The organism is Amycolatopsis pittospori, from assembly GCF_013870525.1.
GTDB classification, from domain to species: Bacteria; Actinomycetota; Actinomycetes; order Mycobacteriales; family Pseudonocardiaceae; genus Amycolatopsis; species Amycolatopsis pittospori.
Map to the genome: position 1 here is coordinate 1 of NZ_JACBXD010000068.1, position 13922 is coordinate 13922.

General features: G+C 67.7%; 11 protein-coding genes and 1 pseudogene. 8 read left to right on the top strand and 4 right to left on the bottom strand.

The genetic code is table 11. The annotated features are described in order from the left end of the window. The 5 genes and pseudogenes from H5J31_RS29465 to H5J31_RS29485 form a co-directional block, all read left to right on the top strand. A pseudogene (locus H5J31_RS29465) lies at positions 1 to 1360 on the top strand (serine/threonine protein kinase); the annotation flags it as partial. Then, a complete protein-coding gene (locus H5J31_RS29470) occupies positions 1357 to 3636 on the top strand; it encodes a serine/threonine-protein kinase (protein ID WP_328701645.1) in 2280 nt (759 codons plus the stop codon). The pseudogene H5J31_RS29465 and the gene H5J31_RS29470, both read left to right, overlap by 4 nt. 366 nt (positions 3637 to 4002) lie before the next feature. Continuing rightward, on the top strand, positions 4003 to 4653 hold the full coding sequence (locus H5J31_RS29475) for a hypothetical protein (RefSeq protein WP_181775924.1): 651 nt from the start codon (positions 4003 to 4005) through the stop codon (positions 4651 to 4653). A 19-nt stretch (positions 4654 to 4672) separates the two neighbouring features. Then, positions 4673 to 5323, top strand: a complete 651-nt coding sequence (locus tag H5J31_RS29480) for an SDR family oxidoreductase (RefSeq protein WP_181775925.1) — start codon at positions 4673 to 4675, stop codon at positions 5321 to 5323. A 101-nt stretch (positions 5324 to 5424) separates the two neighbouring features. Then, entirely contained in the window at positions 5425 to 6372 is a 948-nt protein-coding gene (locus tag H5J31_RS29485; protein ID WP_181775926.1) for a ribose-phosphate diphosphokinase, read from the top strand. Here the strand turns inward: H5J31_RS29485 and H5J31_RS29490 are convergent. Next, positions 6369 to 7673 carry a D-arabinono-1,4-lactone oxidase gene (locus H5J31_RS29490; RefSeq protein WP_181775927.1) on the bottom strand — a complete coding sequence of 435 codons (1305 nt, stop codon included), beginning with the start codon at positions 7671 to 7673 and terminating at the stop codon, positions 6369 to 6371. The genes H5J31_RS29485 and H5J31_RS29490 overlap by 4 nt on opposite strands. 91 nt (positions 7674 to 7764) lie before the next feature. Between H5J31_RS29490 and H5J31_RS29495 the strand changes: the two genes are divergently transcribed. Continuing rightward, positions 7765 to 8949, top strand: coding sequence for an amino acid deaminase/aldolase (locus H5J31_RS29495; protein ID WP_181775928.1), 1185 nt, complete (start codon positions 7765 to 7767; stop codon positions 8947 to 8949). Between the two features lie 374 nt (positions 8950 to 9323). On the opposite strand, the gene H5J31_RS29500 is transcribed toward H5J31_RS29495, so the two are convergent. Beyond that, positions 9324 to 9968: a TetR family transcriptional regulator gene (locus tag H5J31_RS29500; protein WP_181775929.1), complete on the bottom strand. Its 645-nt coding sequence runs from the start codon at positions 9966 to 9968 to the stop codon at positions 9324 to 9326. 125 nt (positions 9969 to 10093) lie between these two features. Here H5J31_RS29500 and H5J31_RS29505 point away from each other — a divergent pair, with 125 nt between their 5' ends. Next, the gene (locus H5J31_RS29505) at positions 10094 to 11416 is read left to right on the top strand and encodes a GH1 family beta-glucosidase (protein WP_181775930.1); all 1323 of its coding nucleotides are present in this window, start codon (positions 10094 to 10096) and stop codon (positions 11414 to 11416) included. Next, complete coding sequence (locus tag H5J31_RS29510; protein ID WP_181775931.1) at positions 11409 to 12665, top strand: MFS transporter; 1257 nt, start codon at positions 11409 to 11411, stop codon at positions 12663 to 12665. Before H5J31_RS29505 ends, H5J31_RS29510 begins: the two co-directional genes overlap by 8 nt. A 311-nt stretch (positions 12666 to 12976) precedes the next feature. Here H5J31_RS29510 and H5J31_RS29515 read toward each other — a convergent pair whose 3' ends face one another. Both H5J31_RS29515 and H5J31_RS29520 read right to left on the bottom strand, forming a co-directional pair. After that, positions 12977 to 13402, bottom strand: coding sequence for a hypothetical protein (locus H5J31_RS29515; RefSeq protein ID WP_181775932.1), 426 nt, complete (start codon positions 13400 to 13402; stop codon positions 12977 to 12979). Positions 13403 to 13415: 13 nt separating this feature from the next. Next, positions 13416 to 13790, bottom strand: coding sequence for a hypothetical protein (locus tag H5J31_RS29520; protein ID WP_181775933.1), 375 nt, complete (start codon positions 13788 to 13790; stop codon positions 13416 to 13418). Positions 13791 to 13922 lie beyond the last annotated feature (132 nt).

Sequence of the window (13922 nt, forward strand, 5' to 3'; positions counted from 1 at the left end):
TAGTGAGCTCATGCCGAACCTCGACTTCTACGCCGTTGACGACGATTGGACCACCGGCGGCGGGATCGCGCTGGGGCTCAAGATCACCGCCGCGGCGGCGGCCGTCACCGCGGCCGCCGTCGGCACGGTCGTGGTGGTCAACTCGAACAGCGACGAGGCGCCACCGCAGACGACGACGGTGGCCGCGATGCAGGTCGACCTCCTCACCCGCACCGAGAAGTTCGATGGCTACGACTACGACGGCAAGTACGTCCGGATCAGCGGGCTCAAGGACAAGGCCGCGGAGGAACGGGCCAACAAGGCCCTCATGGCGCCCATCGACGCCTGGCTGGAGAACTTCTGGCCCGACAGCCATCCACGCACCCGCGAACCCGACGGCGACATCCCGCATATGAAGACCGAGGCCGAGATCCTGCGCAAGGACGACAAGCTCGTGTCGGTCGTCTACAAACGCTCGGTCGACACCGTGCAGTTCGGCAACCACGGCGGCTTCAGCATCCGCCCGGTAGTCATCGATCTGACGACCGGCGAGCAGGTCTCCACCGCGCACCTGTTCGACAACGTCGACGGCACGGCCGCGCGGATGCGGATGGTGGAAGACCGGATCCTGGAGGCGGCGAAGCCGGGCGACTGCCTTACAGGGGCGCGGAACGACGTCGAACACCTTCCGGCGACCGCGATGTCGGCGCGCTACACCTTCGACTACGACTCCATCGTGCAGGCGGCGCCCACGGCGAACGGGATGCGGTTCTTCGTCTACGGCTCCGCGCTCGGCTACCCCCGAGTCTGCGATCCGACGGAGGTCACCGTCGCGTACGACCGGCTGTCCGGCCTGATGAGCCCCACGACCAAGGGCCTGCTCGGCCTCGCCTCCGGAGGCACGCAGGGGCAACGGACCAAAGAGGACGACGTCGGCGCGTTCACCATCACCACACCGGAGAAATGGTCGCTGCTGACCAACGCGTACAGCGAGCGCTACCTGGTGACGGCCGACCAGTGCGCGAGCGGCGGGGCCCAGCCGGCCCAGTGCGCAAGCGTCGTCTTCAGCGACAACTCGCGAGTGGACCCGAGCACTCCGGCGTACGAACCGGGCAAGCCGTACAACCGGTCGACCGGTCCGCGTCCGTGTCATTCCATCGGGATGGCAACCGAAACGCAGGGCTCGCCCGTCTTGCAGGTGAAGGAGCTTCGGCCGATCGGGACGAAGAAGGCCGCCTACGAGGAATGGCGGCTGACGTGTTCGGGCGGCGGGACGGTCACTCAGCGGGTGTGGTTCCTGCCGAAAACGCAGCTCGTGATCGTCGACGAATGGAACACTCCGGGTCTCGACAAGATTCTGGAAGAGGCGCGCTGGCCGTGAGCACCGGGGAACTGAACGACGAGTGGAGACTTTCCGGCTTCACCGAGCTGGAACAGCTGGGGGCGGGCACCTTCGGCCGGGTGGTCCTGGCACGCCAGGAGAACACCGGCCACGTCGTCGCGATCAAGTACCTCTTCTCCCGGTTCGCCGCGGATCCGGCGCAGCTGGCCGCGTTCCGGCAGGAGGCGCTGGCACTGCACCGGGTTTCGAGTCCGCACGTCGTCCGGCTGTACGAGTTCTTCGAGACGCCGCAGGGCGCGGCGATCGTGATGGAGGCGATCAACGGCGTCTCGCTGCGCTCCGTTCTCCAGGCCCAAGGCGTCCTCGAACCCGAAGCGGCTCTCGCGGTGTTGAAGGGCTCGCTGCTCGGGCTGGCCGCGGCGCACGCCGCCCACGTCGTCCATCGCGACTACAAACCGGGCAACGTCCTGGTCGCCGACACCGGTGAGAGCAAGCTGGTCGACTTCGGCACGGCCGTGCTGGCCGGTGAGCGGGGCCCGACCGTCGGCACCCCGGCGTACATGGCGCCCGAGCAGTGGGCGGGCGGACAGTCCACTCCGGCCACCGACGTCTACGCCGCGACCTGCGTGTTCTTCCAATGCGTCGCCGGGCACCGGCCGTATCAGGCCGAAGACACCGAAGTGCTCCGCACACTGCACGAACACGCGCCCATCCCGTTCGGCGAAGCGCCCGATCCGGTGCACGAGATCGTCGCGCTCGGGATGGCGAAGGACCCGTCGAAACGACCGGCCGACGCGCTGACCTTCGTCGGCGAACTGGAGCGCGTCGCCCGTGCGGGTTACGGCGAGGACTGGGAGCGCAAGGGCTGGTCCCGGCTCGCGAAGGCGACGGGTCTGCTCGCCGCGATGACGCCGCTCGCCCTGCTCGGCGCCGGGACGGCCGCCGCTCCCGGTGTCGCCGCCGCCGGAACGGGCGCGGTGGCCGCGTCGACCGGCGGCATCGCGGCCGGCCTGAAGATCGCCATCGGGGTCGCCGCGGCGACGGCCGCCGTGGTCGGTTCCGTCGTGATCTTCTCCGAACCGAGCACTCCGCCGCAGGCACCGCCGACGACGACGCAGCAGGCCGTCGCGCTCAAGGTCGCCATGAAGACCCGGACCGGAGCCGTCCCCGGCACGAATCTCCAGTTCCGCGGGCAGTACCCGGAGGTGACCGGCGGACCGGATCAGGCCTGGTCGAAACGGGTCAACGACGCGCTGATGGCGCCGATCGACGCCTGGAACCGCGAGACCGGGCCGGGCGCCGCGAAGCTCGAACCCGAACGCGGCCCGTATGTCCTCAACACCGTGGTCGACGTGCGGATGCAGAACGAGCGCTACCTCTCGGTCCGCTACGAACACGGCCTCGACAACGCTCCACATTCGACTTGGAACATGGGCCGTTCCGTCGTGCTGATCGACCTCGTCGGCGGTCACCCGGTCGCGCCCGCGGATCTCTTCCGTCCCGGGAAGTTCTCGGACGAGGGAATGCTGGAGCTCAGCGATCGTCTCTGGCCCGATCACAACCAGGGCTGCGCGCTCACGACCTGGACCCCGATCAAGGCCGCCGACCTCGCCGGACCCGGAGAACTGAAGGTTTTCCCCAGCTTCACGCCCGCCGAGGTCGAGCTCACGATCAACTTCAACCGGCTCGGTTTCGAGACCGCCTGCGGCGTCCAGACCATGAAACTGCCGTACGACAAGATGTCCGACCTGCTCAAGCCCGAACTCGTCGCGGGCCTGACCGGCGGCAAGACCGTCAAGGGATCGGCGTCCAGCGCTCCGCCGCCGCAGGGCTACACCGACGTCTCGGCGGGCGCGCTCACCCTGCATCTGCCGCCGGGCTGGACGGCGGTGTCGCAGGGGCTGGAGAAGGTGATCGTCGACTCGAGCTGCCCCGACCCCAAGAAGTACTTCAACTGCAAGTACTTCCTCCTGACGGACAACACCGAGCAGTCGGCCGAACAACCGCCCTACCGGCCGGGCGGTTTCTATCGCCGCAGCGCCGGAGGCCGTGCCTGCAACGCCGCCGGGCGTAAGGACCTGCGCCAAGAGGGTGACGCGAGGCAGACGACTTCCGCCACCGCGCCGGTCGGCACCGCCACGGCGACCTATGAGGAGTGGACGATCCAGTGTGTTCCTCGTGGACAGACCGGTGGCGTGGGCGACGCGCAGGTGACCCAGCGGATCTGGTTCCTTGCGGACAGGCAGATCGTCGTGATGGACGAGTGGCGCACCCCGGGCGTCGAAGATCTCCTCCGGAATGCGACGGTCGGATGACCTTGACCTGCGGGAAGTCCCCCATGAACGTCCACAGTGGAATGGATATTCACTGGGCTGAATGGAGCAATGCCCTACTTCCGTTGCCGCGCCGGTGTTCGGTGGCGGCCAGTTCGTACCCGTGACCGTTCGGAGACGCCCGGTAACACCACTTACCTCGCTCTCACTCGGTTGGCGGCACGGTCGGACTGAAGTCCGATGACCGCCTACCGACCGGTCACCGATGACAAGGTGCCGCCGATCGCAGCCACTCCCGTTGTCCGGCGCCCCCGCCTCCCGGCCCTGTTAGACAGGTCATGTGCCGCTTCCACCGAGGTGGCACGGGATGAAGAGCCTTAGGGAAACCAGGTTCGAAGGAGGCGGAACGTGGCGGCTACACCGAACATGGAGAGCTCGACGGTCGCCGGTGGCGCGAAGCGCAGCCGGTCACTGCCGAGCCGGGTGGTGCCGCCGATCGAACTGCCCGCGAGCGTCGAGGAGCTTTCACGCAAGGCCGCCGCCCTGCTCGGCTGGAACGGCATCGTGTTGCCGGAGACCACCGTGCTCGGCCGCAAGATCTGCGTGGTCGCCCGGCTCCGTACCGACGTGCACGCGGAGCGCATCGCGATGGGCATGGGTCCCGTCGTCGATCGCGCCACCGTCGACACCTGGACATGGCCAGAGCTGGCCGCGACCGCACCCGCGCCGGCCACCGAGATCATCGGTGTCCTCGCGGTCGCCCGGCACTGGCGCACCGCGATGGCCTCCGCGGTCCCGTTCGCACGTTACGGCGAGGCCGCGATGGTGCTCCCATCGCCAGCCGTACTGACCGAAGACTATGTCGGCAACTGCCTGCCGCGGGCCCGTGCCTACGGCCTCGGCATCGTCTCCGCCGACCCCAACGCGGTGACCGACCTCGACCTCGAAGGTCACAACGAGCGCATGATCCTGGACGAGGACCCGGTTTCGCGCCTGGTCAACGAGATCGTCTACGACCAGCTGCTGCGCACCACCGAGGCCCCTGCCGAAGTCGAGTAGACGCATTACTGTCGGGTCCATGCGAGTAGTCATTGCGGGTGGACACGGTCAGATCGCGCTGAAGCTGGAGAAACTCCTCGCCGAGCGCGGTGATCAGGCGGTGGGGATCGTGCGCAATCCCGATCACGTCGCCGATCTCGAAGCGATCGGTGCCGAAGCCGTCGTCCTCGACCTCGAAAAGTCCGATGTGGACGCCGTGGCCAAGGTGCTCGAAGGCGCCGACGCCGCCATCTTCTCGGCGGGCGCCGGCCCCGGCAGCGGCACGGATCGCAAAGACACTGTGGACAGAGCGGCCGCGGAACTCTTCGCGGCCGCCTCCGAGCAGGCGGGTGTCCGGCGGCATATCCAGGTCGGCTCCATGGGTGCCGACAAATGGGAGACCGCGGACGTATCGCCCGATTTCCGGATCTACCTCAAAGCCAAGAAAGCGGCGGAGGACGATCTGCGCGCCCGCGATCTCGAATGGACGATCCTGCGGCCGGGTCAGCTCACCAACGACGAAGGCACCGGCTCGATCCGGATCGAGGAAGCGACCGGACGCGGGCCGATCCCGCGCCAGGACGTCGCCGCGACGCTGGTCGCGCTGCTCGACAACCCGTCGACGGCGGGCCGCGTCCTCGAAGCGATCTCGGGTGATACTGCTATCTCTCAGGCCGTTTCCGCGCTCTGACACCCAGGGCTCTGGGCTCTGTCGGATGAAGCCTCGGCGGAAAAAAGTACCTCGACTAGTGTGTGGACGTAATCCGTCTTTTAAGTGAACGGAGTAGGTCCTTGCGCGAGGACATCGCGGTTTTCAGCGGTAGCGCACATCCCGGGCTCGCCGAAGAGATTTGCACCCATCTCGGTGTCCCGCTGCATCCCGTGCGGGTGCAGCGGTTCGCCAACGACTGCCTCGAAGTCCAGCTTCAGGCAAACTGCCGCGAACGTGACGTCTTCCTGATCCAGCCGCTGGTGCGGCCGGTGCAGGAGAACCTCGTCGAACTGCTGCTGATGCTGGACGCCGCGCGCGGTGCGTCGGCGAAGCGGATCACCGTCGTCATGCCTCACTACTCTTACGCCCGTTCGGACAAGAAGGACGCGCCGCGCATTTCGATCGGCGGCCGTCTCGTCGCCGACCTGATGGCGACCGCCGGCGCGGACCGAGTCCTCGCGATGACCCTGCACTCGCCGCAGGTGCACGGGTTCTTCAGCGTTCCGGTCGACCACCTGCACGCCTTGCAGGAACTGGCGAAACACTTCCGCCAGTACGACCTCTCCCGGACCACCGTGGTGTCGCCGGATCTCGGCAACGCCAAGGAGGCCGCGCATTTCGCCCGGCTGCTCGGCGTCCAGGTCGCGGCCGGCGCGAAGCAGCGCTTCGCCGACGACAGGGTCGAGATCAGTTCGGTGATCGGTGAGATCACCGGCCGCGACGTGATCGTCCTCGACGACGAGATCGCCAAGGGCAGCACGGTGATCGAATTGCTCGACAAGCTGCGGGAACTGAAGCCGCGTTCGATCCGTGTCGCGTGTACGCACGGCCTCTTCTCCAGCGGCGCGCTCGATCGGATCGGCAGCCAGCCGGACGTGCTGGAGGTCGTCTGCACGAACACGGTGCCGATCGCGCCGGAGGAGCAGAGCCCGAAGCTGCGGGTCCTGTCGATCGCGCCCGCGTTGGCGGAGGCGATGCGGCGCATCCACAACGGGGAGTCGGTCAGCGCACTCTTCGAGACCGCCTAGACGGTTCCGAGGACCCGGTCGAGGTACGTGTTCGCGAAGACCCCGGCCGGGTCCACCTCCTTGCGCACCCGCTGGAAGTCGTCGAAGCGCGGGTAGCACGAGCGGAGGGCCGCGGCGTCGAGGTCGTGCATCTTGCCCCAATGCGGACGGCCGCCGACCTCGCGGACGATCGCCGCGAAACTCGCGAAGTACTCGCGGTACGGCATGCCGAGGAACTGGTGGATCGCGATGTAGGCGGAGTCGCGGCCGTTCGCGGTCGAGAGCCAGATGTCGTCCGCGGCGGCGACGCGCACCTCCACCGGGAACGCGACCGGGTTCTCCAGCTTCGGCACCAGCGCGCGAAGCTCGGCGAAGACGTCGAGGAGTGCTTCGCGGGGGATCGCGAACTCCGACTCGACGAACCGCACACCGCGATGGGTCACGAAGACGCGATGCGAGGTGTCGCTGTACTCGCGGGCGGAGAGGATGTTCGACGCGAACCTGCCGAGCGGCTGGACGAGTTTCGGCATCGCGCGGCCGAGACGGCAGAGGCCGCCGAACGCGATGTTCTCCGTGATCTCGTAGTCGACGAATTCCTTCACCCTGCCGAGCGGTTTGCGCTCGGTGCCCGCCGGGAGCCGGTTGTTGCGCTTGACCAGCGCGTTCTTGCCGTAAGGGAACCAGTAGAACTCGAAGTGATCGTTCTCGTCGGCGAACTGGTCGAAGCCTTCGAGGACCTGTTCGAGCGGTTCCGGCCGCTCCTGCGCGGAAAGCAGGAAGGACGGTTCACACTGGAGAGTGACCGTGCTGATGACGCCGAGTGCGCCGAGACCGACCCTCGCGGCGGCGAACAGGTCGGGGCGTTCGTCGGTCGAACAGGTGACCACGGTGCCGTCGGCGAGGACGAGTTCGAGTGCGGCGATCTGCGTGGCGATGCCGCCGAGCCGCGCGCCGGTGCCGTGGGTGCCGGTCGAGATCGCGCCCGCGACGGTCTGCGCGTCGATGTCGCCGAGGTTGGTCATCGCCAGCCCGAGCGCGTCGAGTTCGGCGTTGAGCTGTTTGAGCGTGGTGCCCGAACGAACGGTGACCAGGCCTTTCGCGACGTCCGCCGACGCGATGCCGGTCCAGCCGGTGAGGTCCATGGCGTCGGAGTCGGCCGCGGCGATGGCCGTGAACGAGTGGCCGCTGCCCCAGGGGCGCAGACGACGTCCGTCCGCGACGGACCGGCCGATCGCGTCGGCGATCCCGTCCGTGTCGCGCGGCCGATGTACGCGCAGCGGCGACGCCGTCGCGGTCCCGGCCCAGTTGCTCCACCGTGTCATGCGCCCACCTGTCAGGTGTGAGTATGTGAGTGCCGAAACAGTAAGTGAATAGTATTCGCGTTTCAAGCCCTTCTGTCGTACCTTAGTTCGGGTGACCAGTGCGACGGTGTACGACTTGGCGACGAAGGACCTGGATCCTCCGTTCGCGGTTGTCGACTTGGATGCGTTCGACGCCAACGGCGCCGACCTGCTGCGGCGGGCCGCCGGCAAGCCGATCCGCGTGGTCAGCAAGTCGGTGCGCTGCCGCTACCTGCTGGAACGGGTGCTCGCGCGGCCCGGTTTCGAAGGCCTCATGTGCTACTCGCTCGCCGAAGCGGTCTGGCACGCGGAGCAGGGGACGACCGACGACATCGTGGTCGCGTACCCGACCGCCGATCACGGCGCGCTGCGACGACTGGCCGCGAACGACCGGGCGCGGGCGGCGATTTCGATCATGGTCGACTCACCCGAACACCTCGATCTGGTCGACGCCGCGCTCGGCCAGGATCACCCCGAGATCCGCGTCTGCCTCGAACTCGATGCCTCGTGGCGGCCGCTGCCCGGTATCCACGTCGGCACTCGGCGCTCGCCGGTGTTCAGTCCCCGCCAGGCCGCCGATCTGGCGCGAACCATCCTGTCCCGCAAGGGTTTCCGGCTCGTCGGGATGATGGCGTACGAGGGCCAGATCGCCGGGCTCGGCGACGCGGCGGGCAACGGTGTCAAGAACGCCGTCATCGGCTGGATGCAGCGGAAGTCCATTGTGGAAATCGCGAAGCGTCGTGCCGCCGCCGTTCGCGCGGTGCGAAAACTGGCGGACCTCGAGTTCGTCAACGGCGGCGGCAGCGGCAGCGTCGAATCGACCGGTGCCGAGGAAGCCGTCACCGAGATCGCGGCGGGCTCCGGCCTGATCGGGCCGACCCTCTTCGACGGCTACGCGCACTTCTCGCCGCGTCCGGCCGCGTTCTTCGCGCTCCCCGTCGTCCGGCGTCCCGCGCCGAAGGTCGCGACGCTCTTCTCCGGCGGCTACATCGCTTCAGGCCCCGCGGAATCTTCGCGCCTCCCGACGCCTTACCTGCCCGAAGGTCTCTCGCTACTCGGGTTCGAAGGCGCCGGCGAAGTCCAAACGCCCGTAACCGGCGAAGCGGCCCGCCACCTGAGACTCGGCGACCGCGTCTGGCTCCGGCACGCGAAAGCCGGCGAACTCGCCGAACGCTTCACGCACTACCACGTCGTCATCGGCGACCGCGTCGACCGGACCGTCCCCACCTACCGAGGCGAGTCCCAAAACTTCGGCTGACCCGCGCGACCCCACCCCCCACCCGTCCCTGGGGGGCGGCCCCGCACCAGCGTATCGGGAGGGGGTGTCGGGAACGGGGTATCGGAGGGGTGAGCGGGGAGGTTGTCCACAACTGTGAGTGGGTGTGGACAACTTTTGTGGACAAGTGGATAAAGCCAGGTCAGGGCGCATCTGAGCGTGGCTGATGGGGGCTGTGTGACTGGTGAGGTGTCTAGTCCGGTCGCCGATGGGCACGAATGGCGTAGGGGGATCCATCGGTGACGGGAAGGCCACCTTCGGGACGATCAACGTCCGGAAGGTGGCCTTTGTGGCATGGGGGACAAGGCCTCAGTGCAGGAAGGCCCGCTTCCTGTACTGAGGCGCAAGGAAGAACCTCAGGCCTCGCCGAACTTGCTCGCCAAGTAGCCCTTCACCACGGACTTCGCCTCCGCCACGATCCGCTCGTCCCCGCGCGGATCCCGCCGGAAGGCCAGCTTCAGCAACGCGTCGGCCGTCTCGTTCGCGATCGTCAGCGCGAACCGGATGTCGTCCAGCGGCGAAGAGATCCGCGCCGAAAGGATGTCGGTGAGCGCGTCGACGATGACGGCGTTGTTGTCGCGCGTCTCGTCGAGGAGCTGCCGGTCCACGACGTCACCGAAGTGGACCTTCGAGAACCCGGGGACCTGACGGTGCATGTCGAGGTAGATGTCGAGGATCGAGTCGACGACGTCCCACCAGTGCTCGGGTGCGAGTTCGTTCAAGGTCGCGGACACCGAGCTGACGAACCGTTCGAGGTTCCGCTGCGTCAGTGCCTGCACCACGGCCCGCTTGTCCGGGAAGAACTGGTACAGCGACCCGACCGCCACCCCGGCGCGCTTCGCGATCAACGTGGTGGTCAGGGCTTCGTAACCGAGTTCGTCGATCAGCTGGGCGCTGGCGTCGAGCATCTGCTCCACCCGCTTGGCGCTGCGCTGCTGGACGGGCTGCCGCCGGAGCGGAGTCGTCTCCGTCTGCGGTTTCGCGGCCTGGATGTCGGACACTCGGGCTCCTCCTTCGCTGATCTGCGACTTTATCGTGCCGACAGGGTTCCCCACGGTCGAGTGAAGGCATAGTATCTGAGAACTTTTCATGTTCGGCCCTGTCTCCGAGGAAAGGTGCGCCGCCGGTGGAGAATCCGATCTTCCCGTCCGAATTCCTGTGGGGTGTCTCGACCTCCGCCTTCCAGATCGAGGGGGCGACCGGAGAGGGCGGCCGGGGACAGTCCATTTGGGACACGTTCACCGAAACGGAGGGAAAGATCGCGCGGGCGGAGGACGCCAAGGTAGCGGCCGATCACTTCCACCGCTACCCGGAGGACATCGCGCTGATGGCCGATCTCGGCGTCGGTGCCTACCGGATGTCCTTCGCCTGGCCCAGGATCCAGCCCGACGGTGACGGGAAGCCCAACGCCGAAGGGCTCGCCTTCTACGACGAGCTCATCGACGAGGTCTGCGCCGCCGGGATAGCGCCGGCCGGGACGCTCTTCCACTGGGACCTCCCGCAGGCTCTCGAAGACAAAGGCGGCTGGCTCTCCCGTGATACCGCCGAGAGGTTCGCGGAGTATGCCGCCATCGTGGGCGAGCGGTTCTCCGATCGGGTGAAAATGTGGATTCCGCTCAACGAGCCCATGGTCATGTCGATCTTCGGGTACGCGATCGGCGAGTACGCCCCGGGCAAGACGCTCCTGCTCGACGCCCTTCCCACCGCGCACTACCAGAATCTGGCCCACGGTCTCGCGGTCCAAGCGCTGCGCGCGGCCGGCGCCCGCAGTGTCGGCACCGCCAACAACCACTCGCCGATCTGGCCCGCCTCCGATTCGCCGGAGGACAAGGCCGCGGGCGAATGGATCGACGCCCTCATCAATCGCACTTACGCGGATCCGGTGCTACTGGGCCGATATCCCGAACAAGTCATCGACCATCTCCCTGCCGGATTCGCCGAAGATCTGCCCACCATCGCGCAGCCGCTCGACTTCTACGGCGTCAATTACTACGAGCCACAAGGCGTCGCGGCGCCCGGCGAAGGCAATCCCCTTCCCTTCGAGCTTCGCGCGATCGAGGGATTTCCGATGACCACCAACGATTCGCCGATCGTCCCGCACGGGCTGCGTGATCTCCTCGTCGGTTTCCAGGAGCGCTACCGCGAGCACCTCCCGCCCGTCTACATCACCGAAAACGGCTGCAGCTTCGAGGACGTCGTCGCCGAAGACGGGCACGTCCACGATCAGGAACGCGTCGACTTCCTCGAAAGTCACCTCACCGCGGTGCGGCAGGCGATGGACGCCGGCGTCGACGTCCGCGGGTACTTCGTCTGGTCGCTGATGGACAACTTCGAATGGTCGAAGGGCTACCAGCCGAGGTTCGGCCTGGTGCACATCGACTACGAGACGCAGAAGCGGACGCCGAAGGATTCCTACGGCTGGTACCGGAAACTGGTTCGCCATGAGTGAGGTCAGGGCACTGCCGGAGGCGCTCGCCGAGCCGGTCGCCAAGGTTCGCGCGGGCTGGATGAGCCTGCTGTTCTTCGCGAACATCGCACTGTGGCTCGGGGTCTACGCGCCCATCCAGGTCCTCCTGCCGAAGCAGGCCGAAATCCTGGACGCCGCCAACAAGGAAGCGGTGTTCAGCCTGGTCACCGGGATCGGCGCGCTCGTCGCGCTGATCGCCAACCCGGCCGTCGGCCTGCTTTCGGACCGGACGTGTTCCGCGCGCGGACGTCGTCATCCGTGGACGGCGGTGGGCGCCGTCGTCGCCGCGTCCGGGCTGCTCGTGCTCGCTTTCGCGCCGAACATCGCGGTCATGGTGCTCGGCTGGTGCCTGGTCCAGGCCGGTCTGAACGGCATGCTCGCGATGCTGGTCTCGGCGATCGCGGACCGGGTGCCGGTGCCCCAGCGCGCGCAGGTCGGCGGGCTGGTCGGGATCGCCCAGATGCTCGGAACCGTGCTCGGCGCGGTGGTGGTCGTGGTGATGCTCGACCTCGCCGGACTTCCCCTGGGTTACGCGGTCTGCGCGGTCATCGTGCTGGCGGGTGCGGCGGCTTTCGTGCTGCGCACACCGGACGCGCGTCTGCCGGTCGAGTACCGGCCGTCGGTCCGGACCCGGGACGTGCTGGCGAATCTGTGGATCTCGCCGCGACGGCACCCGGATTTCGCCTGGGCGTGGGGCTGTCACTTCATGATCAACCTCGGCAACGCCTTCGGGACGCTGTATCTGCTGTTCTTCCTCAAGGACGCCGTGCACTACGAGGACCCGGACACCGGGTTGCTGATCATGATGGGGCTCTACGGGGCCGCGCTCATCGTCGGCGCGCTCATCGCCGGTCACTTCTCCGACAGGTCCGGACGGCGTAAGCCGTACGTCCTCTCGGCGGCCGCGGTGATGGCGGTCGCGGCGCTGCTGCTCGTCGTCTGGCAGAACTGGACGGCCGCGCTCGCGGCCTCTCCGTTGCTGGGCGTCGGTTTCGGTGCGTACATGGCCGTCGCGCTGGCGATGCTCACGCAGGTGCTGCCCGCCGCTCAGGACCGGGCGAAGGACCTCGGCGTCATCAACATCGCGAACTCGCTGCCGCAGGTGGTCGCGCCGATGCTGACCGCACCGATCCTGGCGTACTTGGGCGGTTATCCGAGCCTCTTCGCGGCTTCGGCGCTGTCCACCGTCCTCGCCGCGGTGCTGGTCACGCGGGTGAAGGGCGTCAGCTGAGGAGGTTGGAGACCGCGGACCGGTGCCGGTCGGGGGAGGGGAGTGCAACGGCACCGGCCCGCGGGGTTCGGGGGATGACAACGCGGATCCGAACGGATCTCGCGTTGCGTTTGTGATCATCAACCTAGCGACCGATTACTACGTTCGCTAGGTGTTCTGCCGAAAATTTTCGATTAATCGCGGTGGGGACCGGAGTGATTACCGAGAGCGGCTCGTGACGTTCGGGGGTACGCGCGAACCGCTTCCCGGCGTAGGCGGGTTACGACGTCGTTCCGAGGGGGCGCTCGGAGCTTCGTCCACCCGCCGGCTTACTAGGCGTGGACGCCGCCGATGGCGGGACGGCGCGGGTTGACCAGCGCGTGCCTGCCGGTGGTCTCGGCGGGGCTCACCCCGCGGGTCTGACCAGGGACGCGGCGACGGCTTTCCCGCCGGTGGTCCTGGGTGGCCGCGGTCTGCTGGGGCGCGAGACCGCCGGCGACGAGGTGCTCGTGCGCGACCTGCCAGACCGAGCAGGGGGCCTTGCACTTGTGCCAGCGGGTCGAGCAGGTGGGGCAATCCCCGCGCTCGTCGGGCTCGTGCGCCTGGAGCATGGCGCGCCAGCCCTCGGTCAGCCGGGGGAGTTCCGAGCGGGCGACCGAGACGAGCGACTGCGCGTCGGCCCTGGTCGCGAGATCGGAGAGCATGTCGAGGCGTTCCCAAACCGCGTTGCGGAGGACTTGCCCTAGGACCTGATCCACGGAGAACTCACCGTTACCTTTCCGCCATCTTGGCGGCTTCGTTGAGCGCGGCCCTGAGCTGTCCGAGCTGGCCGGACGTCAGGCGCGCGGTCTCTCCGGGCGGCGAGACGAGAACCACCTGGTTGTCTTCGACGAACACGGTGACGGCGCGCTCGCGGCTGATGAGATCGCCGCACTGCACACGCCAGATCAACTGTCCGCCTTCATAACGGCGCACACTCGCGGTACGGGGGTCGACCGGGGCGGAAGGGGAGACCGGACGGTTGGCACCGGGGGCGACGGCGACCGCCTGCTGACCGGCGGGGCCTGCCGGACGCAGGTGGCGCGTGGCCATACCGGCCCGTCCCGCGGTGATGGAGCCTGTTGCGATCGAGTCCACGAACTCCACTGGCTCTTCTCCGCTCTCTCGTTCCACGTCGTCTTCGTGACCGCGTTTCCGCACCTGTAGGGGGTTCGGAGACTTGGTAGCTCTCTGTGATCGTGGCCGGTGGCCGGTCGGTCACGGAGATCTGACAACTAC